The sequence below is a fragment of the Neorhizobium alkalisoli genome (assembly GCF_007829835.1).
Classification (GTDB): domain Bacteria; phylum Pseudomonadota; class Alphaproteobacteria; order Rhizobiales; family Rhizobiaceae; genus Neorhizobium.
Map to the genome: position 1 here is coordinate 1 of NZ_VIWP01000021.1, position 24568 is coordinate 24568.

Below are 24568 nucleotides of genomic sequence, written 5' to 3' on the forward strand. Positions count from 1 at the left end.
AAAACTCCAGCTTCCGGCGGTCCAAGGTTCGGTCTCAGTGCATTGATACGACGGACTCTACCAAAATCTGGAGGAAGTTCAGGGGCTCAGGTCACACGTTCAAGAGGTTAGCGACGACATTGCTGATGCGACGGTCGGAGAATGACTGACCGCGCCAGATGATGGAAGTCTCGGCTGCCATATCTCCCTTGGAAAAGGAAGACCATTGGAAAACAGGCGGTGCGCGAGGATAAGACCTGCGGCGCGCCGGCGCGTTCATCTGAGGTTGAGAGATTTATATCCATTCGGGATTGAGGTCGGCAGTCGAAAGACGGTGGCAGGCATTCGTCAACGTTGCGCCATCCAGTGGCACCGAGGAGAGCGATCTCAACCGGCTCATCTTGCCGAGGCCGAACCGAGAGGTTGTCTCGGCGCGGCTTCGATCTAAATTGCAGGGGATGATCAAAAAGCTATTCAACATCACATTTCGCTTCCACACAGTGTCCGTGGAAGACAGGCTGGACATCGTCGGCGTTGCCGACCTGCGCGTGCGACACGGCATTAACTTGCTTGACACGCTGGAGCTGTTGGAAAGCATGCGTATCGCAGCTGCAGGCAGGTACGACGGTGACCATTGGTCACTAGTCTATATCGCACAGGGGCCGCAGTACCATTGAACGTGGGCTCGATAGCATGAGACGCCCCATAGCTGTCAAACCCTCCACGTAATCCACACTCACTCTCATCAATATCGGCAATGCGATGCATGAGCAGGAATAGTTCCTCTTTTATACTCGCGTCAGGCTCTATCTCAAGCAGATCGGCCACCAGGAGCATTTGTTTGACGAGATCGGTTCTGACGATTCTACTAGCGCTATAAAGCGCTGCTCGATCTTCGCGAAGCTGCGTCAGACCACTCGTGGGAAAATGGTCCGCTTGGATCCCTCCTTGCGCAGGCGAGAGCACTGAGTGACCCTCAGTCGACACCGCCTTCTTCGCATGCCGCAAACCCAAAAGCGTCAAAGGACTGATCAATCATCAATTTTGACGGCCGAAATCCCGCTCCCGCGCAACGTCCCTCATCGTGGTTCTGTGGCAGAGAGCATGCCGGAATGAGCTCAGACGACAAGGGGCTCGCTCCGGAGCGAACAGGCGAGCCCAATTTGTCACACTGCCTCCCGAGCTGCCGACATGAACAGGTTATGTGACGATCATCAACATTAGGTTGTACTGGAGGACTAATGGATGGCACTACCGCGCCATTAGTTGATCCGCCTTGTAGGCTCCACGCTTCAGGCCTGAGCGCCCCCGTTCGATTTCGATCACGGTGTAGGCTAGTTCGTTTCTGAAAACGCTCGCATTTGTTGTGGTCACATCGTCAGCCGGCGCTCGAGCGATATCTGTGGTATCCAGTTCCAACCCGGCTGCAACAATCCGTGCGTCACCTGCAGTCCGTGCCGCGACTGTAACCTCGGGAATTGGCAGTTGCCCCTGCCAGATCGGGTCATCGATCGGAGCGGCAATCATGAGCCGATAGACGTTTAGTACCTCACCGGGATCAGTTGCGCTGGCGATCAATTTCGCCGCCTTGATCTGAGCCTGGCTTTCAACCGACCTCCCGAAGGTCGTGTCGCTCGTGGCGTTATTGCGTTCCTGATCGTCGTCCTGCGAGACATGTGTAACATTTGACATTGGTTTCTCCTATTCCTCTGGAGTAACCCTAGCGAGCTGAGGATGTTCCCCTTTTCCGAAGCGGAAACGAAGAGGCAGGCGCTAGGCCGAACAGGCGATTTGTGACGCTGAGGCGCGGTGGGTGAGGTGATCTTTGGACGACAGGGAATTGGGTCAAAACAAAAAGGCGAGCGGGAAGGTTAAGCCGCTATGGCCGTGGATCGTCATCCTGATGCTCACTTTGATTGCGATCTACGCCTATCAGCAGGCGTTAGTGGCGATGGAAGATCTAGCGCGGACGGGCAGCGACTTTGCCCAACTCTTCAAATGGCTGGTGTCGTTGGTCGTGAATGAATAGCGGCCATCCAATTCTCGCGCGGTTGCGGGGATGGTCATAGGAATCACTCTCAGTTGGTCATCAATAAACAGACGACATTGGCGATATTCGCAATAAACGAAATTATCGAAACAGATGAATGTTCCGATAACGTGGAGACCACGTCGTTCTCCGTGGCATTGATGCACCCCGATAGTCGGGTCACGCGCGTCAATGATGACGAGGCGTCAGGAAGGGCCTAGCGATTGTCACGTTTGCCTTCGTCACGGATCCAAGTTCGTACCCTACCGTACAAAGTGTTGCTGAACACGAGCGGCACCCTACCTGCACCTTCAAGGCATGGAGGTGGAATTGACCCATATTCGTATAGGCAGAAACACAGCTGAGAAGAAGCGGGCAGCGATGGAGGAAACAACTCGCTATGCCGCTGAAACCGCATCTAAAGAAGCGGAAGCAAGGCGCCAGAAGAGCGAGCGACTTAAAGCGCTTCGGCTCCAATACGCGTCATCCAAGGCGGATGCGCACTAGGGTCAGATCTGGCCATATCGATATCAGCGAAAATCACCTAACAAGGTGGCAGGCGGACCACACATGCGCTCTCCCTGCTTTTTGGGGAGGGCGCTCTTTTGTGCGACACAGCGACCAATACGGGTCGTGGTACAATCTAGCTGCGGCTCCTGCACACCATAGCAAAATGGGTGAGCTAAGGCCCTCTCGAATAACGATGGCGCAGTAGCGATCACACTCCGACGCCGCTCGAGAGACATTATTCTGTCGCACTATTGTGTCTTCTGAAATCTTTGGCGCTGACGGTTCACCCAAGATATAACGATAGAAGAAACAATGCCTATGCGCCGCGGGGCCGCTATTTTGCCAGCCCGCGGCACTTCGGAAAATATCGGGCTGGTTGGCTCCAGCCTTTGTCTTTAATCAGCCTTCCTGTTGGCCGCTGACAGCGCGAAGCCGATCAGTGTGCCTATCGCCAATGCGCCGATTATCGCGCCCGTGGCGGCGGTAGGATTGCGTCGTGCGGCATTCGCAATGCCATAGCTGTCATGCTTCACGAGGCGGGCTGCCTGCCGCGCCCTCGGAGCGAAAAAGCTGTAGGCCTCATCTTTTGATGTGGCTGCCTGCTTTGTGAAGAGCGACTTGAACTCCGAAAGTTGTTCGGTTAGGCGGTCGATATCGAGTGAAAGATCGCGGGCCATTTTCCATCCTTGCGTGAGAAGACAGGATCGAAACGGGGTGGGCACCTGTCTGGTTCCTTGGGATGGTGATCCGGTTGTGGCCTACAGAGCCGAAGGCTGTTCATAGATCGCGACAAAGCCTCGGGCATGGGGCGGCAACGTCTGTTCGAGCGGGCGCAGATCGCGCTGCCTTCCCGGTATGGAACAATCATGACCGCAGTTTGTTTGCCAGCTACCGCGGGAGGAGGCGGTTGATATGGCTAAGATGGATGATCCCGTCGTTGTTGAACGCGCAACAGAAGCTAGGCAGGGACGAACCGGTAAACCGGTCTTGATTGTCCTGATCTCTGGCTTGGTTCTTGTCGTGTTGGCATGGGCGGGAGCCGAATGGTGGGGTGAGTCCACTGATAACTCCGCCCGTGATCCAGCAACCCGAACAACTCTCCAGTCTGCTCCGCCTGCCAGTACTGCACCTGCGCCAGCGCAGGGTAACATGGCACCCACTGATAAAACACCGCACTCCCAGAGCGGCACCGGTGGTCCAGTGCCAACGACAAATGATGCCGGGTCGACCAGTAAGAAGCCTTAGCGACCGGGTAATCTGCGGCAGCGCATCCGCCTGGGACACGTTTTTTTGGATGCCGCACCCTGTTGCATCTTTCCCCCGAGTTAGGCGTTCCTCATTCTCACCGAGAGGAGACCAAAATGTTTAAGCGAGAACTCATCGATACCGGAACCGACAAGCGCTGTGTCCGTCGTCATGATAGCGGTCGCTTCGAGGAACCCGTCGACGTAGGCCGGTCGCGCTCGGCGGATCACCGTTATGATGCTACGCATGACGTGAAGCTTGGTGAAGGCGACCTCGGTGATCACAAGAAAAAGTCAAATTGAGGTATGGCCCCGATGACCGATATTCGCATGAAGGGCTTTGGTACCCGAGCCGAATTGGATCGATATATGGCTGAACTCGATGAAGAAGCTCCGGCCGAAGATCCCAGCGACGATGATTTTGAAGTAATCGACCTCGGCGACGCGAAGCGTGAGATCGCATGGCTTCGAAAGGAGGTCGCAGATCTTCGGGCGAAGCTCCAAAATATCCGCCAGCAGACTGAGAATGTGCCTGAGGCGCCGCATGAGGACATCCACCCGTGGCTGAGGATCGCGGCCACGGTGGCGACGACATTCGTTCTCGGCAAGCTGGTCCGGCGCCTTCGTCTTGGCGCACCCGGCGCCGCCGCCGTGCCGATGATCGCTGCCCAGCTCGACCGCCGGATCTGGTAGTGCGCTCCGAGGCGACTGACGTCAGCGGCATCCCACCGTGACTTGCGTGTGCAATAGCGCAGGCTCCTCACGTTCCGATGATCTTCAGCTCCGGTTCCTGCGCGCAGACCGCTCGCCGACGCGGCGCATATTGCGCTTGCGGCGTGCGGTGACGCCGTAACGCATCCAGTGTTCTTCGCGCTCGATCGCCTTGCCGAGCTTGTGCTGCTCGATTTCTTCAGCTTCGAGAACCTCATCGCGCCAGGCTTCGAAACTGCCAAAACCGCGATCCAGCCTGCGCGATGTGCCGCGATCCAGCCAGACGGTGGCGTTAGAGACCTTTTCGAGGAAACGACGGTCGTGCGAGATGATGACAAGCGCGCTCTTGGTACGGCGCAGCTCGTCTTCCAGCCATTCGATGGTCGGCAGATCGAGATGGTTGGTCGGCTCGTCCAGCATCGGCAAGAAAGTCGACGAACTGCCGCACTCGTGCAGGCATCCGACGTCCTGCGGCGGTGATTGCATTGATGGGAAAGGGGGCGGGCACGAAGGCGTCCAGAATGCGAACGACTTCTCTCGTGGCCAGAACGTCGGCGAACAGCCAGCTTGCATGGTGGGCGATCCCGAGATCGGCGAGAACAGCGCCGCGGACATGCTCGGCATCGTTTGTGCGGAACGCTCCTCCGCCATCGACAGTGACCTGTCGTCCGCGCACATTGAAACCCCAATCCACGACGTCTCCCTGATAGACATATCCGATGCGCTGGTGAGTGTGCAGATCGTCCAGTGTCTGCGGGCTGCCGTACCGGGCAAGATAGCGTGCAGTGGCGAGGGTTATCATCTGCATGTCGCCGATGCGCCGGGCGATGAGCGTCGAATCCGAAAGATGTCCGATCCGGATCGCGACGTCGATACCTTCTCCGATAAGGTCGACGTGTCGACCGGAAACCTCCATCTCGATAGCGACATCCGGAAACCGCTCCCTGAACGCCGGCAGTCGAGGGATGACAAACATTCGGCCGAAGGCCGGGGACAGGCTGACACGCACTAACCCGGACGGCGCCGAATGTCCTTCGGAGAGCTGCTCTTCGACGAGATCGATGTCCTGAAGGATTCGAACGGCCGCTTCGTAGTATTCCTGCCCTGCCGGCGTGACGACGAGCGCGCGCGAACTTCTTGCAAGCAGGTTCGTCCCCAGCCGCGCTTCTAGCGCCGCGATCTGTTTGCTGACCGTCGGCTGGCTCACGCCGAAATCGCGGCCCGCCTGCGAGAAGCTGCCGCTTTCGATGACGCGCACGAACATCCGCATCGCGTCCAGTTTGTCCATGATATCCTCCGAGAAAAGCCGACGTCAGAGTTCGATATGCCCGCTCCCATTCGATCTGAGAATAGATGGAATGCCAAATGGCTCAATGGAATTCCGATAAGGCATGCCGCATCTGTCGTTGATCTCAGCAATCTGTTGAGCAACGAAAGGAACGAAGCATGACAATCAAGATCCACGGCGATGCGGGTTCGGGCAGCCTGCGGCGGGTGACCACCGCCGCGAAAATCATGGGCATCGAACTTGAACGGGTGAAGGTCGATCTCTTCAAAGGCGAAAGCCAGACCGAAGATTTCAAGGCGCGGCTTAACCCGCATGGCCTGACGCCCGTCCTGGAGGACGGTGGCACGATCTTATGGGAGGCAGCAGCGATCAATCTCTACCTCGCCGACAAGGTTGGTTCGTCGTTGGCCGGGGCAAGCCCGGAGGAACGTTTCCAGGTGCTTCAGTGGATGTTCTGGTCGGGCGAGCAGTGGCGCACTTTCACGACGACGATCTTCGACGAGCGGGTGGCCAAGACTGTGATGGGCCAGCCCAAGGACGAGGCCGTTATCGCCTACGCCGAACGTAAGATCCGTTACGCCGCGCGGGTGCTGGATCAGCACCTGGAAGACCGGCAGTTCATGGTTGGGAACGCACTGACCTTTGCCGACATAGACATCGCGGGACCGTTCTCCCAGGTCGATCGCGCGAATTTCCCATTTCGGGAATTCCCGAACCTGATGGCCTGGCACGACAATCTTCTGCGGTCGTTCCCAGCCTGGGCGGAGACGAAGGCCGAGGTCGATAACCGGATGGATCGCTTTCTGGAGGGTGTTGGCGTGGAGCTTTAAACTACCAATAGAGTGACGCCGCCAAGGCGGGCGGCGGCGCCCTTCGCGACAAGACGGCTGCAGCCGCACGCCCTACCGCCCGAGGTTAGCTCCGAGCGAAGTCTTAAATCCCGGGTGACATCTATTGCGAATGTCCAGTAGCGATGGAACACATCCTTCTGATGCAGGTTCTTTAATCAGAGATCGCGCCGTGTCAATCGGACGCGGCGGAGATGGTGGACGCAGCGGTTTTTCCGATTTCTCGCTGCGGGGAACGAAATCCCAGGCGAGCACCCAACCCGTCCGGCGCGAACTCGCCCTAACAGCAGGACCGCTCCGCGCGTCCAGGCAGGCGGAGACAATCATGAGCAGACCACCCATCGTCGAAGTATCTGTCACCGGCACAGACGGAGAGCGTGTCGCGATTGGCCTGATGACGGCGCATCAGGCACTTTCTCTTCCCGAGCATGTGCCTTTCGAGGCGTCCCATCCGGACCATGAACCGGGAGCCACTGACGTGCTCCTGGATCGGGGCACCCTGCAGGCCCACGTAGATGGGTCACCCTCCAACTCATAGGGTCTCTCCGACGTCCACCGCGACGGATCGCGGCGGATGCCAAGTCGGGGTCATATTCGACGAAGCGCGCCAGTCTGTGGAAGCGACTTTTTCGGCCCCTTTCTGGGTCGTCCGGCACAGGTTATCCTGTCAAGATCTTTTGAGCCATGCTGAACGGGACATGATCGGTCAGCGTGAACTTGCGAGAAATTCGGCCGTTTCACGGTAGGAATGCAGAGGTCGGCCCAGGATGATTTCCAGACGCTCTACGTCTCCGCCTTCTGGTATCATGCCGTCAGTGACATACCGCTCGGCCATGAGTCGCATTTCGTAGGCTGTCCATGTCGGCATAAAGGTCGCCATGGTCTGTTCGAACCCGCTCGGGTCGTCACCGCCATAGGCGATGGGTCGGCCAAGAACGTCCGACCAGATTTCGGCGACACCTTCTCCGGTGAGAGTTTCAGGCCCAACGACATTGATCGTTTCGACCGGAAGCTTGCCTGACGCCTGGTCGCGGCGGATCAGTTCGATCGCCGCGATCTCGGCGATATCGCGGGCATCCACCATCGCGACACCCTTGCCACCGATCGGCATCGGGTAGACGCCATGATTAATGACGACGTCCTTGATCATAACTTCGTTGTCGATGAAGTAGCTTGGGCGGAGGATCGTGGCGCTGAACTCCATCGCCTTGAGCATTCGTTCTGCGCCCGACTTCACCGCGAAGTGTGGGACGTTGACGGCCCGGTCGGCGTCGAAGACCGAAAGGTAGACGACGCGTTCGACGCCGGCTTCGCGGGCAACGTTAAGAGTGATGATCGCCTGCGTAAATTCATCGCCTGTCACCGCATTGAGCAGAAACAGAGTGCGGACACCTTTAAAGGCGCTGCGCAGGGAAACGAGGTCGAGAATTTCTCCTTGAACGATTTCGACATCGATCGGGAAATTCGTCTTGGAAGCGTCGCGGGTCAGAACCCGGACCTTGGCTTGACGGGAAACCAACTGTCTGACGACGTGTCGTCCAACGCGGCCGGTGGCGCCGATTACGAGGATTGTCATGGGAGTTCTCCATTGTTGTTGACAACCCGAATATGGCCGGACCATTAATGATCCAATAGACGGTAAATTTAGACACTTCGTCTCAAAAATGGAACACCCATGGATCTGCTCGGACTTGCCGATTTCGTGCTTGTGGCCCGGCATGGCGGCTTCGGCAAAGCTGCCCGCGAGACCGGACGCCCGAAGGCCACGCTCTCTCGTCGGGTCGCGGAACTTGAGGCGAGCCTCGGGATGCGACTCATCGAACGAGGTGCCAGAACGCTCAAGCTCACGGAGGAGGGGCGTGCACTTCACCAGCGGGCAGGAGCGCTTCTAACGGAACTCGACGAGACCACGACTGCTATCGCGGCCGGAGGCGACAAGCCCAGGGGCCGACTACGGATCAGTGCGCCTTTGTTGTTTTCGCAAACTGCTATCGGGAAGCTCGCTGCCGGATTCGCCTTGAAATTTCCGCAGGTGAGGTTGGAGGTCACCACCGAGGACCGCACCGTCGACATGGTCGAGGAGGGGTATGACCTTGTCATCCGGGTCAACCCCGATCCGGACAACGGCCTGATCGGCCGCGTCTTTCTGCGAGACCGCCTGGTCGTGGTCGCGCCTGCCGAAATGAAATATCCGGCGGGGGGTGCCGTAGTCCCCGTCGTCGTACGTGGATCACTAGGACCGTTGAATGCGTGGACGCTGACGACGGATGCAGGCCTTGCCTCTATCAACATAGAGCCCGTTCTTGGTCTTTCATCACTGTTGAACGTCCGCGACGCCGTCAGGATGGGGGTCGGAGCAGCGCGGCTTCCCATTTCCCTCGTCGGCGGCGACATCGCCTCAGGCAAGCTCGCAAGATGGGGAGATGTCCAAGGATCCGAGATCGGCCTATGGGCGCTCTATCCATCGCGGCGTTTGCTCAGCGCGCGCGTCTCCGCCTTTCTCGACCATCTGAAAAGCGCATTTCCGAATGGGACGCCGGACGAGCTTTCAGCCTACATCTACGAATGATTTTCGAGACACGGGAAGCGCGTCCCGCAAAGATCGCCGTCAGGATGGCACATTCGTTCGCATCCCATCGCGAACCGCCGCCGGAGCGTTGCGAAACTCGCTCCTGCCCCGAACTGCTTCACGAGAGACTTGCGTTCGAGGCTATCTCGGCGGTCGCACCGCCGGCATTCGACCTCGATGATTGGAAGCCGGACATCCTTCAGTTTCGGACCGGACAAGTTGTCCGGCGCTGGTCCTCGTCTTCGCACACGCTTCTCCAAGATTCCACGCAGTATGCCCGGCGGCGTCTCCAACTTAGCCGGGTCTGCTATGGTTTTGATTCATCTCACTAATCTTCTGAACCACTAATTTTCAGGAATAGATTCCTGTTCAAGAGGGCGTCTTGACGTCGTCAACGATACGGAACAGAAAGAGAACAATCAAGTTTCCCAACGAAATGACGTCGTCCTGTCCATCGCGATTTCGGAAGGGTTCGTGAATGCTTTCGGCTGCGCGAGCGCTAGGCAGCGCCGAACTGCACGACCGCATCTTCGCCTTGGAGGGCGGCAGCGCGAAGCGCAAGTCCTGCCTCCCGTTCGGGTGCCGGAATCAACGACGTTCTTCCGGGAGGCGGACTGGCCTACGGCGCGTTGCATGAATTCGCAGGCGGCGAATCGGGCACGATCGACGGGGCGGCGTCGGCGCTTTTCGGAGCGGGGATAGCCGGATTCACTGCGTTCTGGTCAACGTGTCGAGGAAAGCTCGCACCGATGGATTGGACCGCCGGCTTTCTGGCCATACTGCAGTGATATTGTGCCTCTCCACGACGTAGTGCACCAGAACCGGAACGAGCGCTCCGCTCGCCACCCAGGCGTCGGCCATGAAGCTGGCCGACATCCCGATTCCAGCGCCCGCGGCGACCATCGCAAGGACTGCTTCGCTTGAGTCGACCACTATTCCGGAGGAAGGCACGACCTCGACATCCCTGTCCCTCATTCGGAAAGGCCACCGGAATATCTGGCCGGAGTTTTGGTAGCGCATACTGACGGTCTCGTGATCCTCCAGTTGATCCGGATGTGTCGGTGCGTCGCGCCTGGCCAGATAGCCTGGTGACGCGTAGCAGCACAGTCGGTGCGGCGAAAGGCGTCGTGACAGCAGACGCGAGTCCGCGAGGTCTCCTATTCGGACAGCCAGATCGAAGCCGCCCTCGATGAGATCCACCATCTGGTCGCTCAGACGAAGATCGATAGTTACCTTCGGATGGAGCTTGCGAAACTCCGCCAGCCGGGGGGCGATGACATGCAGGCCTATGGGCAGAGACGCCGCGATCTTCAACGTGCCTGCCGGCTCGCAGCGAGCTGCTTTCGCAGCCTGTTCGATTTCCTCGGCGTCCCTGAGGAGCCGCAATGCGCGCTCATACAAATCCTGTCCTTCGCTGGTCAGGGTCAGCGAACGTGTCGTGCGGGTGAACAGGGAAATGCCGAGCTGGCGTTCAAGGCGCTGGATGCTCTTGCTGACCGCAGACGGTGAGATGGACAACGAGCGAGCCGCCGCCGTGTAGCTCCCGAGCGATCCGGCGCGCGCGAATGCAATGAGTCCGGTCAGCCGATCCAGTCCGATTTGTTCCGTCATGGCATTATTAAAGCGAATGCAGCGATAATTATCAACTCGATGATGCCGCGGTATCGTTGGTTCGTGCTCAATTCAAAGCGAGAATCTGATGACTGATATGATGAAAGCCGTTCGCTTGCACGACTTCGGAAGCCCGGACGTGCTGCGATTCGAGAATGCGCCTCGACCGGAAGCATCGGAAAACGACGTGATCGTCCAGGTTCATACCGCGAGCCTGAACCCACCTGACCTCTATCTCCGGGACGGGTACCGAGCGCTTCCGCCGGAATGGCAGCCGTCGCCGGCGTTTCCCCTGATCCTGGGCACAGACGTTTCGGGCGTCGTTGCGTCGGTCGGCCGCAACGTGTCGGAGTTCCGCGTCGGTGACGAAGTCTTCGCGATGGTCCGGTTCCCGGAAGACGTGATGAAGGGAAGCGACGCGTATGCGGAATATGTTCGCGTTCCGGCCTCGGATCTCGCCTTGAAGCCTGCAAGCATCGATCATGTCCAGGCGGCGGGCGCGCCGATGTCGCTCCTGACCGCCTGGCAGTTTCTGGTCGATCTCGGTCACGGCGCGCCGAACCCTTTCCAATCCTTTCCGCACGTGCCAGTCGCGCTCGACGGCAAGACGGTTCTGGTTAATGGCGCTGGAGGTGGCGTCGGGCATCTGGCGGTTCAGATTGCGAAATGGAAAGGCGCACGGGTGATTGCGGTCGCCTCGGGAAGGCACGAAACACTTCTGCGCAGCCTTGGGGCGGACGAGTTCATCGACTACACCAAGGCTGCCGCAGAAACGATGGCGAAGGATGTGGATCTAGTAATCGACGCTGTCGGCGGCCCGAACATGGAACGTTTCCTCGACGTCGTCCGGGATGGGGGCGCTTTCTTCCTGGTCAACCCACTGGAGTTTGCTGGACACGACGAAGCGGCCCGGCGAAAGATCGTCGTGTCATCGACGCAGGTACGTTCCAGCGGTGCGCAATTGGCGCAAGCCGGCCGCCTCCTCGACAGCGGAGAGGTCCGCGTCGTGATTGACAGCACATATCCGCTGGCCGAGGCGGCGGCTGCCCATCGGCGCGCCTCCGAGGGTGGAATTCAGGGAAAAATAGCCCTGATCGTCTCCTGAACCTCATCGTCGCCCGACATTCGCTATGCCGAATGTCGGGCGCCTCGCCGGAGAAAGTGCCATGCTCATAATAACAGGCTCCATGCGTGTCGATCCCGATGATCTGCCGCAGTTCCTGGCAGATTTCGACTTGCTTGCCGCGGAGACGCGCTTGCGAAAAGGAAGTATCTCTTACGATGCGGCCCTTGCCGACGCGAAGGCGGGCCTATTTTTGATCTCTGAGCGCTGGGCTGATCAGGCTTCGCTTGATGCCCATCTAGCAGCAGCCGACACGGTCGCGTTCATCGACCGCTGGAGCGGACGGATGCAGGGCGATTTAAAGAAATACGACGCATCCAACGAACGCTATCTTATGGAATATCGTACTTTGTTCCGCCCATTGGTTACCGAAGGAAGCCATCCCCGCGGTCGAGAATGTCTTCCACGACCTTGGGATCAAAGACGTGGAACGTGATCTGACGGGCAAGCCATTCAACCGCACCGTCCTCGTCCCTGCGCTCGGGAGACGCCCGTCGGCAAGCCACCGATGGCACTCGCCCGCCGTAGCGATCGACGGACCTCTCGGCGTATTTCCGTTCCGCAAGACCGCGGAGTTCAATGTCGATCTTGCCGCAAGCTTTGAGCTCGACTTCAATACCCAAGCGGCGCCGCCTTTCGAAGGTGCCAGCCCACGGCTCCGCGAACCGATTCAGCCGTCGGTATGCAGTTCGCCCGCCGACTTGCTCTTTTCATCCAGTCCTTCGAAGCGCGGATCGAACTCGTCTTCCGCCTTCAAGGTCTTGCCCTTGAAGCTGCCTGCCGCCTGCAGGATGTCGATGGTCTCCTGCTGCCGGGGAATGATGTCGCCCGCCCATTTCGGAATGTACGAACGCTTTTCCGCCGCGTTGACGACGTCCGCATCCTCCGAACTCAGGCGCTGGTCCTTGACGAGATAGCCGGCCTTCCAGACGTCCTTGTGATCGTTCTTCCAGAGCGAGGCCCGATACCAGTGGACAACAAAGTCGCGGATCGCCGCGGCCTGGGCCGGGTTGTCCAGTGCGGTCTTGCTGGCGTAGATGATCTTCAGGTTCCTGTTCGCGTCGCCGCCGTTGTCGAGTTCCTTCGCGCCAGTTCCGGCGACGGACTTCAGATAGCGTGCGCGATCAGGCTGCTTCAGAACGGCGGCATCGATCTGGCCGGAGCGGAGCGCGTCCGCGAATTCCGCGAGACCCAGATTGATCGGCTTGATGTCGTCCGCCTTCAATCCAGCCGCCTTCAGATCGCGGAATATGATTGCCTGCTGCGCCGTGCCCGGATTGATGCCGACCTTCTTGCCCTTGAGGTCCTTCAGCTCTTTGATACCGGATTCCGGTGCCGTCGCGACGATGGTCGACGGCCCCTCGGTAACGACAACACCCACGATGACGACATTCGCGTCGGAGAAGTGCGCGAGGATCGGCGGTACGTCGCCGACCGCGCCGATCTGAGCGGCACCGGCGCGGATTGCCTCGAGGCGAAGCGGGCCGCTCGTGAAGTTGGCGAAACTCACGTCGGCGGCGAGCTTGTCGTATTCCCCCGAGAGCTTCAGGAGGCTGGCCGCATTGTTGGCATCGTCCGCCAGCACGATCTTTGTGCCGGGTGGAACCTTCGTTGGAAGGGACGGGTCTTCCGCGAACGCACCGTTCGTGAGGAAGAAGGAGAAGAGGGCTGCCGCACCGGCGGCAGCGACCGCGTGTTTCTTGCGCATGGGATGCCTTTCAAAGCCTGTGGTTGGGGTCGTCGTTCACGCCGAGGTGCCCGAGAATTTGGGTTCGCAGTTCGTCGAACCTGGCGGGCAATGCCCTGGCCTCTCCGACCTGCTCGTCGTAGGAGGCGACCCCGTTCGTGATGATCACCACGCGGTCCGCCAGCCGGAGCGCCTCCTCGACGTCATGGGTGACGAAGAGCACGGCAGGCTGGCGACGCCTGACCAGATCGAGAAGCAGCCGCTGCATCCGGATGCGGGTGAGGGCGTCGAGCGCGCTGAACGGCTCGTCTGCAAGAATGAGATCGGGATTGCGAACGAGGGACCGGGCAAGGGCGACACGCTGCTGCTCGCCTCCGGACAGGGTCTTCGGCCAGACGTCGGTCCTGTGCTGGAGTTCCACCTCCTCCAGCGCTTGCAGTGCGTCTAGTCTCGCGCCGTCGAGCCCGAGCGTGACGTTGTCGACGACGCTCTTCCACGGAAGCAGCCTCGAATCTTGGAAGAGCACCGATCGGCGATCAGGAACGGTGATCGTTCCTGATCCATCCACGCCTTCGTCCAGTCCCGCGATGGCCCTCAAGATCGTGCTCTTGCCGGAACCGCTCTTGCCCAGAAGGGCGACGAACTCGCCTTTGCCGATCGTCAAGTCGACGCCGTGCAGCACTTCGTTGCCGTTGAAACGCCGTACCAGACGTTCGACGCGGACGACCGTCTCGCGGCGTGGAGCACCTTCATTTCTGATGCGTGCGACTACCGCCATGACAGAACCTTTCGTTCGACGACGCGGACGACCGCGTCCGAGGTGAAGCCCAGCACGCCGTAGATGACGAGACCGAGCAGGACGAGTTCTGTCTGGCCGTAGGTGCGGGCCTGCGTGATCATGTAGCCGACGCCGCTGGTCGCGTTGATCGTCTCGACGACGACGAGTGCCGTCCATGCAGCCGTGACGCCGAGCCTCAGTCCAGTGAAGAAGCCGGGGAGGGAGGCCGGGATGACGATGTCGCGCAGGAACCTGCTTCTCGACAGGGAGACGGTCTGCCCCAGCTCGACATAGCGCCGGTCGATGCTGGTGAGTGCCGCGTGCATGTTGATATAGATCGGGATCAGGACGCCGAGTGCGATGATGATGACCTTCATCGACTCGCCGATCCCGAGCCAGATGATGAAGAGGGGGATAAGCGCGAGGTTTGGAATTGCCCGCTTCACCTGGACGTTGCCGTCGATGATGGAGTCGCCGATCCGGGAAAGACCAGCAAGGATCGCTAGGATCGATCCCGCCGCGACGCCGATGACGATGCCGAGACCTGTGCGCTGCAGGGAGATGCCGAGATCGGAAGCAAGCGTTCCGTCGCTCAGCGTTCCGATGAATGCCTCGTAGACAGCGGTCGGTCCGGGCAGCTTTCCAGGGGATATCCACCCAAGGGAGGTGGAAATCCACCAAGCTGCCAGGACGAGGACAGGTCCGAGAATGCGCTGTCCGGCGATAGGATGGCGGGGGAGAAGCCTCGTCGTTCGCGAAGTCTTTTGCGCAGACGTGCTCGCATTCTCGCGTGCGGGGGTGAAATGGGAAACGAGCGTCATTCGAACGCCCCCGTCATTCGGCGGCGGCGACGAACGGGCGCGACGCCCGCGTCACGTTCGGACGGTCGAGACCGAGATGCTCGCGGAGCGTCGTTCCTTCGTATTCGGTACGGAAAACCCCGCGCCTCTGGAGGATCGGAACGACATGTTCAACAAACGATTCGAGAGATGTCGGAAGAGCAGGCGGGATGAGGTTGAAGCCGTCCGCGGCGCCGTTCTCGAACCAGTGGATGATGGTCTCGGCTATCTGGTCCGGCGTGCCTGTCGCGATCCGATGGCCGCGGCCAGCACTGAGACGGCGGAGAAGCTGCCTCAGCGTGACCGTCTCCGTCGAAGTGAGGTGGTGGACCAGATCGTGGCGGCTCTTCATGTCGCTTGCGACTTCGCCGCGGGACGGAACACGCACCACGTCGTCGAGATCATGCGACGAGTAATCGATCCCGGTCACCCTTTGAAGTTGAGCGAGACCATAGGTCGGGAGGGTCAGGTTCTCAAACGTCTCCTGAAGCTCTTTCGCTTCTGCCTCAGTGCCCCCGATGAACGTCGACAGCCCCGGCAGGATATGAACCCTTGCGGGATCGCGTCCGTAGGCACGGACCCGCGATTTCACGTCGGCATAAAATGCCTGCGCCTCGTCGAGGACGGGCTGCGCGGTAAAGATCGCTTCCGCAAATCGGGCCGCCAGATCCTTGCCGGGCTCCGAAGAGCCTGCCTGGAAGACGACGGGACGGCCCTGCGGCGACCTCGGCACCTCGAGCGGGCCCGCGACGTCGAAATGCTTTCCATGATGGTCAAGACGGTGGATCCCGTTTGGATCGACGAAGGTTCCACCATCCTTGTCTCCCACGATGGCGTCGTCGTCCCAGCTGTCCCAGAGGCGGTTGACGATGTCGAGAAACTCGGCTGCCCTCTCGTATCGGGCGTCGGGGTCCGGGTGATGGCCGAGACTGAAGTTGGCGGCTGCGGCCGCGTTCGCGGTCGTAACCGCATTCCAGGCAGCGCGGCCACGGCTGACGTGGTCGAGCGTGGCGAAGCGCCGGGCAAGTCCGTAAGGATCGTTGTAAGTGGTCGACGCGGTAGCCACGAGGCCGATGCGCTCGGTGACGCCAGACAATGCCGCAATCAGGGTGAAGGGATCGAGAGAATCCCAGGGACGGTCCTGCGCGCGGTCCTTGAGGACGGGATGGTCGGCGAAGAAGATGGCGTCGAGCCTGCCTTTTTCGGCGATCTTCGCAAGGTTTCGATAGTGCTGGATGTCGGTGACCGATGCGATCCGTGTCTCCGGAAGACGCCATGCAGCCTCATGCTGCCCGACGTTTCGAAGAAATGCGTTCAAGTGAAGCTGTCGGCGCTTGGACATGTCTATCTCCTGTCAATGTCTCAATACTCGACAGATTTAATAGACATTACGAGGCAAGTTTATTTCGACTGTTTCCTGTTGTGTAGAAAATATGACTATGGAGAGCCGCTCAGCACGGCATATATGAATTTCATTTCCTTCTCGGAAATTCCTCGCCTTGAATATGATGGCGCCTAGGCGAATGCTCTATGTGTCAGCCTTTCGGCTTTTCCTGCTCTCGAGAATTTCTGCCAGAGAGACGGGTCGAAGTCCCCGAGCGTCGATGCCGACGTCGAACTGCCGGGGCACGGGCTTGAGACGTCCGTGGGAATGGCCGTGAAGGTTGATCGAACCCTTGCCCATCTGGTTCCAGGTGCGGAACGCGTAGTGGCACAAGATAAGATGATGGCCGTCCTCGCGAAGTTCCATATAGTGCTGGACGCTCGTCCAGGCTTCGGAACCCGTCGTCGTCTCCGGATCGTTGTTGCCAACGATCAAATGCTTACGGCCATGCAATGTGAAGAGCAGCTCCGTGCAATCGCCAGCCTTCGCGGACATGAAGTCGCCAAGATGCCAGACGTCGTCCTCCTTCCCGACGACCTCGTTCCAATTGCGGATGAGCGCCGTGTCGTGTTCCGCCATGTCGGGAAATGGACGCCGATCGATCCGAAGCACTCGAGGATCGCCGAAATGCGTGTCGCCCGTGAAGAAGATCATGCTTCTAGCCAAAATACCGGGCCGCAGCGTGTCCGCAGGCACCGGCTAAGCTCGTGAGAACGGTGCCCCAGATCAGATCGGCGATTGTCATCGTGATCGGCCAGTTCTTGAGCGTCGCCAGGTTTGTCATGTCGTAGGTGCCATAAGCTGCCAGCCCAAGAACCGCCGCATATCCCACGGTCGTCCACATCGAGCCGGCGTCGAGACCCGCACGAACCGCAAGCATGACGATTGCGATGGCGAAAAACAGGTAGAATATTGCGGCGACGCCCAAATTCGGGGAGGGGAGCATCATGTCGCCGAGCTGGCGCTGGTAGAAGGTTTTGGCAACGAGACCGAGCCAGACGGCGTCGATCAACAGGAATGAGATCAAAGTCCCGGCATATGCGATGCCCATCGTCTTCATGTGGCTGCTCTCCTTGTGTGCGGCGTCGAGCTTGAACCGCGCAGATGCCGACCTTGTTCCGGAAAACGCCGGTCGGTTCGCACCGCGCTTGAAAGCGAGACCGTGAAGGGCGCTTTCGTGATGGGCATGGCCGTAGCCGGAGGCGTCCCCAAAGGGGGTGGCGTTACCCATCAAATCCTGCAGGAAGGCCTTCAACGAGGGCCTGCGCCCGCTCCAGGCAGACCAGGGGTCCTTCGACGACAGTGGCCCGCGGCTGCCTCTCTTTGAGGTCAATCACCCGGTTGCTTCCCGGCGGGCAGATGACGGCGAAGTGGTCGTTCGGGCTGTAGATCGCTCTCCGATAACCCTTGTACTCATGCAGGATGCGCGGCATGTCCAGTATCCTTCCCTGCGAGAGGCGTCGAGCGACGCTCAGGACGGCTTTGGCCGGATGCGGCGAGCTGCGGAAGAGGTGACGACCGCACCATTGCTTCGTTCACCCACACTTTCTCGCCGACGTCCTCACCACGGCGGATCGCGGCGGCAGCCAGGTGGCGATAGTATCCGAGGTAGCGTACCAGCCGGCGAAGCGACTTCTCCGGCGGCGGCGCGGTCGCCCTCATCGCCTCGCAGGTGACGATCACCTGGTAGACGGTCGAACCATCTGTGATAGCGAATTGGCCGTTCTCGAAATAGATGAAGGGCTCCGGCTCGCAGATTTCGAATTCTCTCAGGTGTTCCATCAGCTTGCCTTTTTCTTTTTCTGATCCTGCTCGAGGCTCTTCCTCAACACGTCCATGATGTTCACGACGTTGGAAGGGGCAGCCTCGTCCTTCTTCGCTTTGGTCTTCTTCACAGGCTTGAGCGACTTCTTTTTCTCGTCGATAAGCGCCAGCAGCGCTTCCTGGATCGGATCGCTGACCATTTTCGGCGACCAGGCTTTCGTCTTCTGCTTGATCAGCTTCCGCACCAGGGGCATGGCATCGTCGTCAGCCTCGTCGTCGATATCTTCGAAGTAATCGTTTTCGGGCCGCACCTCGTCGCCAAATCTCAAGGTCCAGAGCACGATACCATTGTCGCGCGGCTCGAGCACAATCGCGCGTTCCCGTCGGCCGACGACAAGCTTCGAGACCCCGACCACGTCGGAGGCCTTCATGGCTTCGCGGATGACCGAGAACGCCTCGTCACCCACCTTGTCGCCGGGCGTCAAGAAGTGGGGCTTTTCAAGATAGATCCATGGGATGCTGTCGGCCGGCACGAAGCGGGAGATGTCGATCGTCTTGACGGTATCGAGGGCGACGGCGTCGATCTCGTCCTCAGTCAGCACCACGTAGTCGTTTTCACCTCGGGCGTATCCCTTGCCCTGCTTGTCGTCACGGACTGGCTTGCCCGTGACTGAGTCGACATACTGGGACATGACCCGGTTGCCCGTCTTCTCGTTGATGGTGTGGAACCGGACCTTTTCCGATTCCGATGTCGCTGGCGTCATTTCAACCGGGCAGGTGACGAGCGAGAGCTTGAGGTAGCCCTTCCAATAAGGCCGGAGTGCCATGTCTTGTCCTCCTTATCCGGCCTTGCGCTGCGGGGCGGCCTTGGAAGCGGCGGACTTCCCGGCCACCCCGCGCGCTGCGCGCTGCCGGCCCGTGCCCTTGTTGGCATTGGCAGCAGTGCGGTTCGGTTTGTCGTCGGACTTCCTTGCGATCCCAGCGCTCTCGCGCAGCGCGGCAAGCAAATCGTTCGGCTGCGAGACCTCGACCTTTTTCCGTTTCGGGATCGACTTGCCTTCGACCTTCGCCTTGACCAGCTCGGCCAGCGCCTCCTCATACCGGTCGTCGAAGCTTGCAGGATCGAACTCTCCGATCTTGGTGGAGATGATGTGCTTCGCGAGATCAAGCATCTCGCCTTCGATCTTGACCTTCGGCACGCGCTCGAATGCCTTTTTCGAAGAGCGGACCTCGTAATCGTACTGCAGTGTCGTCGCGATCAATCCCTTGTGATGCGGACGAATGAGGACGGTTCGCATCCGGCGGAAAAGGACCGTCCGCGCGATTGCCGCGACCTTGTCGGCCTTCATGCCGTCACGAAGAACCGCGAACGCATCGCCGGAGGTCCTGTCCGGGGTCAGGTAGTAGGGCTTGTCGAAATAGACGTCGTCGACTGCGCTGCACGGGATGAACGCGTCGATCTCGAGCGTCTTGTTGCTCTCGGGAACGGCTGCGGCAATCTCTTCGGGACTGATCAGCACATATCGTCCGTTCTCAAGCTCGAAGCCCTTGACCTGGTCTTCCTTCGGCACCGGCTCCTCGGTTTCGCTGTCGACGAAGATCCGGTTGACCCGATTTCCGGTCGCTATGTTGATGGTGTTGAAGGAGATGCGGTCCGACGTCGAGGCGGCCGTGTAGAGCGCGACCCCGCAGCTTACCTCCCCGACCTTCAGGAACCCTTTCCATTGTGCACGATGCCCTGCCATACGCGTTACTCCGAATCATCTGGATGGCGACTCAAAGGTGCGAGAAGATGATTCGTTCCGAGTCGAAACGAATCAAATTTCAATGACTTAGGAATCCGCGTTCAGAGATTGATTCATGAGATCCGGCTGAGCAACCTGCGCTCTTTATCGTGGCGAATAGGAGCGGAGCACGATGGAAATGGTCGCGGGGTGTCGAAACGGTGAAATCCGCGTCTCCTTGAACGATATCGAGCAGTCGAAAAAAATTCGCAACAACTGCGCGCGCTGTTCGTTTCGTCGTGGTCGAAACCACGGGAAACAAATAATGGCAGATGACAGCACGATCACCGTCCGCGCAAATTTCGAGACGCGGGAAGCCGCTGACCTTGCAATCGAGCATCTCGTACAGCAACTCGGGATTTCCAGGCCGGACGTCTTCGTCCAATCGGCGACGGTCGCGAACACGTCCGGATCGAGGGTCTCCGGCGGCGATGTCTCGAATGGCGACGGCTCGCGAGATGATGCGCCACTCGCGGGCGAGGTCGAAGTCTCAGTCGACATCGCCGCTGCTCAGCTTCCGAAGGTCAACCGAATCTTCGGAGACCTGGGCGCGATGCGTGTATCGAGCAAATGAGCGATGACGAACGCTGACGATAGGATGCCCCTTCGCCGAATCCTGATCACCGGGGCGAGCGTCGCCGGAAACGCGCTGGCATGGTGGCTGTCGCGGCGAGGCTTCGAGGTCACGGTCGTCGAGCGGCATCCGCAGTTTCGCGACGGCGGACAGAACATCGATGTACGCGGAGCGGGGCGCAAGGTTCTCGCGATGATGGGACTTGAGGACGCCGTCGCCGAGAGTGGCACTGGCGAGACCGGTATCCGCTTCGTCAACGAGAATGACGACACTATCGCCCAGTTCGACGTCGACGAGACAGGATCGGACGGACCGACCGCCGAGCTCGAAATCCTTCGTGGTGACCTCGCTTGCATCCTTTTCGACGCCTGTGCGGACGCCGTCCATTTTCGGTTCGACGACAGCATCAATTCCGTCGTTGACGATGGTCAAAAGGTGTCCGTCACTTTCGCCAGCGGCCAGCAAGCCGAATACGATCACGTCATCGTCGCCGAGGGTGTCGGCTCGTCCACCCGTGAACTGGTTTTCAAAGACGAAAACGAGCCGCGGTGGCTCGACGTGACTATGGGCTACTTCACCATCCCCAAGGGTTCAGGCGATACCGACCACTGCCGCATCTTCACTGCAGGCGAGGGCCGGAGCATCTGGTTGCGTCCGGACAACCGCGGAACGACGCGTGCAATCCTTGTCGTGCAGAAGGAAGCGGACGGCGACGAGGCGCTCTCTAATGAAGAGCAGGAGGCATTCTTGCGGGAACGCTTCACAGATGCCGGATGGGAGGCCGGGCGCGTGCTCAAGGGACTTGAGGCGACCGACGATCTCTATTTCGATGTCCTGCGCCAAGTGAAAATGGATCGCTGGTCGAAGGGCAGGGTGATCCTGACCGGTGACGCCGCGTGGTGCGCGACACCTATTGCTGGCGTCGGCACAACGCTTGCGATCGTTGGAGCTTACGTGCTTGCCGGCGAGCTTGCCCACGCGACCGATCTGTCCACGGCACTCCGCCGGTACGAGAACATTATGCGGCCGTTCGTAGAGAAGGGGCAGGGCGTCCCGAAGATCGCACCGAAAATGCTGCAGCCTCAGACCCGCTTCGGCGTCGCCCTCCAGCGTGCCGTTCTTCGTGTTGCGTCGACGCCCGGCGTCAAGCAGCTTGCTGTGAAGGTGTTCGCGACAAGCGCGGATGATATCGACCTGCCGGAATATGAGGCGGTGCCGCTAATCCTAAGGCCTAGTGCTTCTTCAGCGGGTCGTGGCCCCAGTTCATGAGCGAGTATCGCCAAGCAGAATGCGCCTTGTCTTTCTCGGGACCGCCTTGTGCTAGATGGCGGTGGACATAGCCAATGACCTTTTGCATGTGCGCATAGTCGCCGTCCGTCCGCTCGGCCTTCTTCTTGTTCTTGATCTCGACGATCCTGCGACCGGAATGATGGCCGATCGTCTCGCGGCCACCTTTCTCCTGAAAGCCGTTCTCGCGGCTCTCTTCGGAATGGAGCCATTTTTCGAGTGCAGCCGGTGTCATGTTGACGGCCTCGCCGAACTCCAGCCAGATCTTTGCGTGTTCCGCCTCTTTACGATCACTCATATCGTCCTCCACTGCCAAAGCTGACGTGCGATCCATCAGATGATGGGCTTGCCGCCAGTGACGGCGATGGTCGCCCCGGAAACGTAACTCGACATCGGATCGGCCAGCATCACGTATGCGGTCGCCAGTTCGGCCGGTTGCCCAGGACGTTGCATCGGGACCTGCTTGCCGAAGTTTCTGACGTTTTCGTCGGGCATTGTCGACGGAATGAGCGGCGTCCAGATCGGACCAGGCGCAACCGCATTCGCACGAATTCCTTTATCGGCGAGCATCTGTGCGAGACCCGCGGTGAAGTTCTGGATTGCGCCTTTGGTCGTGGCATAAGCGAGCAGATGAGGGCTTGGGCTGTCCGCATTGATCGACGTCGTGTTGATGATCGCACCGCCTGGCTTCATATGTGCGACCGCAGCCTTCGTCAGATAGAACATCGCGTGGATGTTCGTCTGGAACGTCATTTCCCATTCCTCGTCACTGATGTCGCCGATATCGGAGAAGCTTGCCTGGTGTGCTGCATTGTTGACCAGAATGTCGATGCCTCCCAGTTCTGCTACCGCGGTGTCGATGATGTGGCGGCAGTGATCGGCACTTTGGATATTGCCAGGAACCAACACGGCCTTTCTCCCAGCCTTCTCGACCCAGGACTGCGTCTGTTCGGCATCGCTGTCTTCGTCGAGATAGGAAATGAGAACGTCCGCTCCCTCCCGTGCAAAGGCGATCGCCACTGCGCGGCCGATCCCGCTGTCGCCGCCCGTGATCACGGCCCTCTTGCCAGCCAGCCGACCCGATCCGCGGTATGTTTCCTCGCCGTGGTCGGGACGCGGCGACATCGCGTTCGTCGTGCCGGGCATGGGCTGGCGCGGTGTTTCGAATGGCGGGGTGGGATACTCGTTCACGTCTCAATCTCCTTTTGCGTTTCGAATTTGTCGCCGGACGATGAGAACCGTCCGGCGATCAATCAGGCGCTACGGGCTTGCGCAGGGTGCCGTCCCTCGGCGAACTCTTCGACGATCTTCGCGCAGAAGGCGGGCAGATCATTCGGGTTACGGCTTGTAACCAGACCCTTGTCAGTGACGACCTCCTGATCCACCCAGGTTCCGCCGGCATTGCGGATGTCGGTCGACACGGTGGGATAGGAGGTCAGCGTGCGGCCCTTAACGACATTGGCCTCGACGAGGACCCATGGGCCGTGGCAAATGACGCCCACCGGCTTTTCCTGGGCGAAGAAGTCGTGGACGAAAGAAACGACCTTTTCGTCACCACGCAGCTTGTCCGCGCCGACACTTCCACCTGGAATGACCAGCCCGTCAAAGTCCGATGCCGACACATCGGCGATCGCCTTGTCGACGGAAAAACTCGAACCCGGATCGAGGTCGTGATTGACCGCCTGAGCCTCGCCAGCCTCAAGGCCAACAACGACCACAGTCGCGCCGGCGTCTTCTACCGCCTTCTTTGGCTCGACGAACTCAGGCTCTTCGGTGCCGCGCGGCGCGATCAGAATCGCTATCGTCTTACCTTGCAATGTCATCGGTGTTTCTCCTGTAATTATTGCGGTCGAACCGGTCGATCACCTGTTGAGGTCGGTCGCCATCTGCAGGTGGTGCTCAAGGGCGGGACGCGTTGCTGCCGCCCAGGCCTTCAGGTCGGCATTGTCGCCGCCGTCTCCGTAACGCTTGAACAGGTCGACGGCGTCTTCGTGGGCCGACTGCTGATCGGAATGATACTGCTTGGTAAAGTCGTCCCCCTGCAGTCCCTTGAGCTTGTCGAGCATGTCCTGCTGGGAAGACGTCATCGCAGCCGGGATGGTCGCCTTCACCTTCCCGCTCGACACCAGCCCTTTAAGTTCGCCGGTCGTCTTTTCGTGGTCGGCGATCATCTGCTGCGCGAAGGTCTTGGTGGCGGCGTCAGACCGCTCGAGAGCAAGCTTGCTGGATTCGATTTCGAACATGTCGCTGGTGGCCGCTTCTGCGACAAAGTCTTCGGTCTTCGGGGCGACACCGAGCACAGAATTGACGCCTGTCTTTTCCGCGGCCGACTGAGCGAGTACAGGCGAGGCGAAAAGGAGGGCGAGGCCTGCGACGGCGATTGCATTCTTCATGGGGGTAGAGCTCCGTTGGGCGGGTTGCCCATCCAGAACCTCCGTGCGGTGTCAAAGTTCCAAGCTGGAATTGGCGCGTGGAACTCTCTTCTTGTCTCGGTGTTAAAACGCTACACAAGGATGGTTCAAATAGACCGCGACAAGATCATGCAGACCGCTTCTCTCC

Annotated in this window: 28 protein-coding genes and 3 pseudogenes; 11 read left to right on the forward strand and 20 right to left on the reverse strand. The window is 59.5% G+C overall.

The genetic code is table 11. The features are described from left to right. Positions 1-1230 precede the first annotated feature (1230 nt). The gene (locus tag FHW37_RS32460; RefSeq protein WP_145643700.1) at positions 1231-1671 is read right to left on the reverse strand and encodes a hypothetical protein; all 441 of its coding nucleotides are present in this window, start codon (positions 1669-1671) and stop codon (positions 1231-1233) included. 133 nt (positions 1672-1804) lie between these two features. On the opposite strand from FHW37_RS32460, the gene FHW37_RS32465 reads away from it, so the two are divergent. Then, positions 1805-2008, forward strand: a complete 204-nt coding sequence (locus FHW37_RS32465; RefSeq protein ID WP_145643701.1) for a hypothetical protein — start codon at positions 1805-1807, stop codon at positions 2006-2008. Between the two features lie 905 nt (positions 2009-2913). On the opposite strand, the gene FHW37_RS32470 is transcribed toward FHW37_RS32465, so the two are convergent. Beyond that, positions 2914-3195 carry a hypothetical protein gene (locus tag FHW37_RS32470; RefSeq protein WP_145643702.1) on the reverse strand — a complete coding sequence of 94 codons (282 nt, stop codon included), beginning with the start codon at positions 3193-3195 and terminating at the stop codon, positions 2914-2916. 684 nt (positions 3196-3879) lie between these two features. Between FHW37_RS32470 and FHW37_RS32475 the strand changes: the two genes are divergently transcribed. Both FHW37_RS32475 and FHW37_RS32480 read left to right on the forward strand, forming a co-directional pair. After that, a complete protein-coding gene (locus tag FHW37_RS32475; protein ID WP_145643703.1) occupies positions 3880-4065 on the forward strand; it encodes a hypothetical protein in 186 nt (61 codons plus the stop codon). A 12-nt stretch (positions 4066-4077) separates the two neighbouring features. Next, complete coding sequence (locus FHW37_RS32480) at positions 4078-4455, forward strand: hypothetical protein (protein ID WP_145643704.1); 378 nt, start codon at positions 4078-4080, stop codon at positions 4453-4455. A gap of 90 nt (positions 4456-4545) precedes the next feature. Here FHW37_RS32480 and FHW37_RS34375 read toward each other — a convergent pair. Together FHW37_RS34375 and FHW37_RS32485 are read right to left on the reverse strand one after the other, a co-directional pair. Next, a pseudogene (locus tag FHW37_RS34375) lies at positions 4546-4893 on the reverse strand (ABC transporter ATP-binding protein); the annotation flags it as partial. Positions 4894-4948: 55 nt separating this feature from the next. Further along, positions 4949-5761: pseudogene (locus FHW37_RS32485) on the reverse strand (LysR substrate-binding domain-containing protein); the annotation flags it as partial. A 158-nt stretch (positions 5762-5919) separates the two neighbouring features. On the opposite strand from FHW37_RS32485, the gene FHW37_RS32490 reads away from it, so the two are divergent. Further along, positions 5920-6591, forward strand: coding sequence for a glutathione S-transferase family protein (locus FHW37_RS32490; RefSeq protein ID WP_145643706.1), 672 nt, complete (start codon positions 5920-5922; stop codon positions 6589-6591). A gap of 343 nt (positions 6592-6934) precedes the next feature. Next, a complete protein-coding gene (locus FHW37_RS32495) occupies positions 6935-7147 on the forward strand; it encodes a hypothetical protein (protein ID WP_186458517.1) in 213 nt (70 codons plus the stop codon). Between the two features lie 168 nt (positions 7148-7315). Here FHW37_RS32495 and FHW37_RS32500 read toward each other — a convergent pair whose 3' ends face one another. After that, complete coding sequence (locus FHW37_RS32500; protein WP_145643707.1) at positions 7316-8185, reverse strand: SDR family oxidoreductase; 870 nt, start codon at positions 8183-8185, stop codon at positions 7316-7318. A 99-nt stretch (positions 8186-8284) separates the two neighbouring features. Here FHW37_RS32500 and FHW37_RS32505 point away from each other — a divergent pair, with 99 nt between their 5' ends. Continuing rightward, a complete protein-coding gene (locus FHW37_RS32505; protein ID WP_145643708.1) occupies positions 8285-9178 on the forward strand; it encodes a LysR family transcriptional regulator in 894 nt (297 codons plus the stop codon). A gap of 478 nt (positions 9179-9656) precedes the next feature. Continuing rightward, a pseudogene (locus FHW37_RS34385) lies at positions 9657-9891 on the forward strand (damage-inducible mutagenesis protein); the annotation flags it as partial. On the opposite strand, the gene FHW37_RS32520 reads toward FHW37_RS34385, so the two are convergent. Next, positions 9887-10789 (reverse strand): LysR family transcriptional regulator, encoded by a 903-nt coding sequence (locus tag FHW37_RS32520; RefSeq protein ID WP_145643709.1) that lies wholly within the window; start codon positions 10787-10789, stop codon positions 9887-9889. The pseudogene FHW37_RS34385 and the gene FHW37_RS32520 overlap by 5 nt on opposite strands. An 88-nt stretch (positions 10790-10877) precedes the next feature. Between FHW37_RS32520 and FHW37_RS32525 the strand changes: the two genes are divergently transcribed. Both FHW37_RS32525 and FHW37_RS32530 read left to right on the forward strand, forming a co-directional pair. Further along, on the forward strand, positions 10878-11894 hold the full coding sequence (locus FHW37_RS32525; RefSeq protein ID WP_145643710.1) for an NADP-dependent oxidoreductase: 1017 nt from the start codon (positions 10878-10880) through the stop codon (positions 11892-11894). A gap of 61 nt (positions 11895-11955) precedes the next feature. Next, positions 11956-12348, forward strand: a complete 393-nt coding sequence (locus FHW37_RS32530; RefSeq protein WP_145643711.1) for a putative quinol monooxygenase — start codon at positions 11956-11958, stop codon at positions 12346-12348. Positions 12349-12582: 234 nt separating this feature from the next. Here FHW37_RS32530 and FHW37_RS32535 read toward each other — a convergent pair whose 3' ends face one another. The 10 genes from FHW37_RS32535 to FHW37_RS32580 form a co-directional block, all read right to left on the reverse strand. After that, a complete protein-coding gene (locus tag FHW37_RS32535) occupies positions 12583-13620 on the reverse strand; it encodes an ABC transporter substrate-binding protein (RefSeq protein WP_145643712.1) in 1038 nt (345 codons plus the stop codon). 10 nt (positions 13621-13630) lie between these two features. Continuing rightward, positions 13631-14377 (reverse strand): ABC transporter ATP-binding protein, encoded by a 747-nt coding sequence (locus FHW37_RS32540; protein WP_145643713.1) that lies wholly within the window; start codon positions 14375-14377, stop codon positions 13631-13633. Next, positions 14368-15198: an ABC transporter permease gene (locus tag FHW37_RS32545; protein WP_145643714.1), complete on the reverse strand. Its 831-nt coding sequence runs from the start codon at positions 15196-15198 to the stop codon at positions 14368-14370. Before FHW37_RS32545 ends, FHW37_RS32540 begins: the two co-directional genes overlap by 10 nt. Positions 15199-15211: 13 nt before the next feature. Beyond that, positions 15212-16558, reverse strand: a complete 1347-nt coding sequence (locus tag FHW37_RS32550) for an LLM class flavin-dependent oxidoreductase (protein ID WP_145643715.1) — start codon at positions 16556-16558, stop codon at positions 15212-15214. 186 nt (positions 16559-16744) lie between these two features. Continuing rightward, positions 16745-17254 (reverse strand): metallophosphoesterase family protein, encoded by a 510-nt coding sequence (locus FHW37_RS32555; protein WP_145643734.1) that lies wholly within the window; start codon positions 17252-17254, stop codon positions 16745-16747. A 4-nt stretch (positions 17255-17258) separates the two neighbouring features. After that, positions 17259-17660, reverse strand: coding sequence for a DUF2177 family protein (locus tag FHW37_RS32560; RefSeq protein WP_145643735.1), 402 nt, complete (start codon positions 17658-17660; stop codon positions 17259-17261). A 163-nt stretch (positions 17661-17823) separates the two neighbouring features. Then, a complete protein-coding gene (locus FHW37_RS32565; RefSeq protein ID WP_145643716.1) occupies positions 17824-18033 on the reverse strand; it encodes a hypothetical protein in 210 nt (69 codons plus the stop codon). After that, positions 18014-18382 (reverse strand): hypothetical protein, encoded by a 369-nt coding sequence (locus tag FHW37_RS32570; RefSeq protein ID WP_145643717.1) that lies wholly within the window; start codon positions 18380-18382, stop codon positions 18014-18016. Before FHW37_RS32570 ends, FHW37_RS32565 begins: the two co-directional genes overlap by 20 nt. After that, entirely contained in the window at positions 18382-19191 is an 810-nt protein-coding gene (locus FHW37_RS32575; protein WP_145643718.1) for a Ku protein, read from the reverse strand. Before FHW37_RS32575 ends, FHW37_RS32570 begins: the two co-directional genes overlap by 1 nt. A 12-nt stretch (positions 19192-19203) precedes the next feature. Beyond that, positions 19204-20109, reverse strand: a complete 906-nt coding sequence (locus FHW37_RS32580) for a Ku protein (protein ID WP_145643719.1) — start codon at positions 20107-20109, stop codon at positions 19204-19206. Positions 20110-20413: 304 nt separating this feature from the next. Here FHW37_RS32580 and FHW37_RS32585 point away from each other — a divergent pair, with 304 nt between their 5' ends. Together FHW37_RS32585 and FHW37_RS32590 are read left to right on the forward strand one after the other, a co-directional pair. After that, on the forward strand, positions 20414-20722 hold the full coding sequence (locus tag FHW37_RS32585) for a hypothetical protein (RefSeq protein WP_145643736.1): 309 nt from the start codon (positions 20414-20416) through the stop codon (positions 20720-20722). 3 nt (positions 20723-20725) lie between these two features. Then, the gene (locus FHW37_RS32590) at positions 20726-21991 is read left to right on the forward strand and encodes an FAD-dependent monooxygenase (RefSeq protein ID WP_246691049.1); all 1266 of its coding nucleotides are present in this window, start codon (positions 20726-20728) and stop codon (positions 21989-21991) included. Here FHW37_RS32590 and FHW37_RS32595 read toward each other — a convergent pair. The 4 genes from FHW37_RS32595 to FHW37_RS32610 form a co-directional block, all read right to left on the reverse strand. Next, a complete protein-coding gene (locus FHW37_RS32595; protein WP_145643720.1) occupies positions 21954-22307 on the reverse strand; it encodes a DUF3140 domain-containing protein in 354 nt (117 codons plus the stop codon). The two genes, FHW37_RS32590 and FHW37_RS32595, sit on opposite strands and share 38 nt — an antisense overlap. A 35-nt stretch (positions 22308-22342) precedes the next feature. Continuing rightward, entirely contained in the window at positions 22343-23200 is an 858-nt protein-coding gene (locus tag FHW37_RS32600) for an SDR family oxidoreductase (protein WP_145643721.1), read from the reverse strand. Between the two features lie 62 nt (positions 23201-23262). After that, positions 23263-23832: a type 1 glutamine amidotransferase domain-containing protein gene (locus FHW37_RS32605; RefSeq protein WP_145643722.1), complete on the reverse strand. Its 570-nt coding sequence runs from the start codon at positions 23830-23832 to the stop codon at positions 23263-23265. Between the two features lie 39 nt (positions 23833-23871). Then, complete coding sequence (locus FHW37_RS32610) at positions 23872-24402, reverse strand: DUF4142 domain-containing protein (protein ID WP_145643723.1); 531 nt, start codon at positions 24400-24402, stop codon at positions 23872-23874. Positions 24403-24568: the final 166 nt, after the last annotated feature.

What these genes read in the sequence shown, in the direction of transcription:
- FHW37_RS32460 (WP_145643700.1), bottom strand. Translation starts at nt 1,671, where the DNA reads ATGTCAAATGTTACACATGTCTCGCAGGACGACGATCAGGAACGCAAT.
- FHW37_RS32470 (WP_145643702.1), bottom strand. Translation starts at nt 3,195, where the DNA reads ATGGCCCGCGATCTTTCACTCGATATCGACCGCCTAACCGAACAACTT.
- FHW37_RS32475 (WP_145643703.1), top strand. Translation starts at nt 3,880, where the DNA reads ATGTTTAAGCGAGAACTCATCGATACCGGAACCGACAAGCGCTGTGTC.
- FHW37_RS32480 (WP_145643704.1), top strand. Translation starts at nt 4,078, where the DNA reads ATGACCGATATTCGCATGAAGGGCTTTGGTACCCGAGCCGAATTGGAT.
- FHW37_RS32490 (WP_145643706.1), top strand. Translation starts at nt 5,920, where the DNA reads ATGACAATCAAGATCCACGGCGATGCGGGTTCGGGCAGCCTGCGGCGG.
- FHW37_RS32495 (WP_186458517.1), top strand. Translation starts at nt 6,935, where the DNA reads ATGAGCAGACCACCCATCGTCGAAGTATCTGTCACCGGCACAGACGGA.
- FHW37_RS32500 (WP_145643707.1), bottom strand. Translation starts at nt 8,185, where the DNA reads ATGACAATCCTCGTAATCGGCGCCACCGGCCGCGTTGGACGACACGTC.
- FHW37_RS32505 (WP_145643708.1), top strand. Translation starts at nt 8,285, where the DNA reads ATGGATCTGCTCGGACTTGCCGATTTCGTGCTTGTGGCCCGGCATGGC.
- FHW37_RS32520 (WP_145643709.1), bottom strand. Translation starts at nt 10,789, where the DNA reads ATGACGGAACAAATCGGACTGGATCGGCTGACCGGACTCATTGCATTC.
- FHW37_RS32525 (WP_145643710.1), top strand. Translation starts at nt 10,878, where the DNA reads ATGACTGATATGATGAAAGCCGTTCGCTTGCACGACTTCGGAAGCCCG.
- FHW37_RS32530 (WP_145643711.1), top strand. Translation starts at nt 11,956, where the DNA reads ATGCTCATAATAACAGGCTCCATGCGTGTCGATCCCGATGATCTGCCG.
- FHW37_RS32535 (WP_145643712.1), bottom strand. Translation starts at nt 13,620, where the DNA reads ATGCGCAAGAAACACGCGGTCGCTGCCGCCGGTGCGGCAGCCCTCTTC.
- FHW37_RS32540 (WP_145643713.1), bottom strand. Translation starts at nt 14,377, where the DNA reads ATGGCGGTAGTCGCACGCATCAGAAATGAAGGTGCTCCACGCCGCGAG.
- FHW37_RS32545 (WP_145643714.1), bottom strand. Translation starts at nt 15,198, where the DNA reads ATGACGCTCGTTTCCCATTTCACCCCCGCACGCGAGAATGCGAGCACG.
- FHW37_RS32550 (WP_145643715.1), bottom strand. Translation starts at nt 16,558, where the DNA reads ATGTCCAAGCGCCGACAGCTTCACTTGAACGCATTTCTTCGAAACGTC.
- FHW37_RS32555 (WP_145643734.1), bottom strand. Translation starts at nt 17,254, where the DNA reads ATGATCTTCTTCACGGGCGACACGCATTTCGGCGATCCTCGAGTGCTT.
- FHW37_RS32560 (WP_145643735.1), bottom strand. Translation starts at nt 17,660, where the DNA reads ATGAAGACGATGGGCATCGCATATGCCGGGACTTTGATCTCATTCCTG.
- FHW37_RS32565 (WP_145643716.1), bottom strand. Translation starts at nt 18,033, where the DNA reads ATGCCGCGCATCCTGCATGAGTACAAGGGTTATCGGAGAGCGATCTAC.
- FHW37_RS32570 (WP_145643717.1), bottom strand. Translation starts at nt 18,382, where the DNA reads ATGGAACACCTGAGAGAATTCGAAATCTGCGAGCCGGAGCCCTTCATC.
- FHW37_RS32575 (WP_145643718.1), bottom strand. Translation starts at nt 19,191, where the DNA reads ATGGCACTCCGGCCTTATTGGAAGGGCTACCTCAAGCTCTCGCTCGTC.
- FHW37_RS32580 (WP_145643719.1), bottom strand. Translation starts at nt 20,109, where the DNA reads ATGGCAGGGCATCGTGCACAATGGAAAGGGTTCCTGAAGGTCGGGGAG.
- FHW37_RS32585 (WP_145643736.1), top strand. Translation starts at nt 20,414, where the DNA reads ATGGCAGATGACAGCACGATCACCGTCCGCGCAAATTTCGAGACGCGG.
- FHW37_RS32590 (WP_246691049.1), top strand. Translation starts at nt 20,726, where the DNA reads ATGACGAACGCTGACGATAGGATGCCCCTTCGCCGAATCCTGATCACC.
- FHW37_RS32595 (WP_145643720.1), bottom strand. Translation starts at nt 22,307, where the DNA reads ATGAGTGATCGTAAAGAGGCGGAACACGCAAAGATCTGGCTGGAGTTC.
- FHW37_RS32605 (WP_145643722.1), bottom strand. Translation starts at nt 23,832, where the DNA reads ATGACATTGCAAGGTAAGACGATAGCGATTCTGATCGCGCCGCGCGGC.
- FHW37_RS32610 (WP_145643723.1), bottom strand. Translation starts at nt 24,402, where the DNA reads ATGAAGAATGCAATCGCCGTCGCAGGCCTCGCCCTCCTTTTCGCCTCG.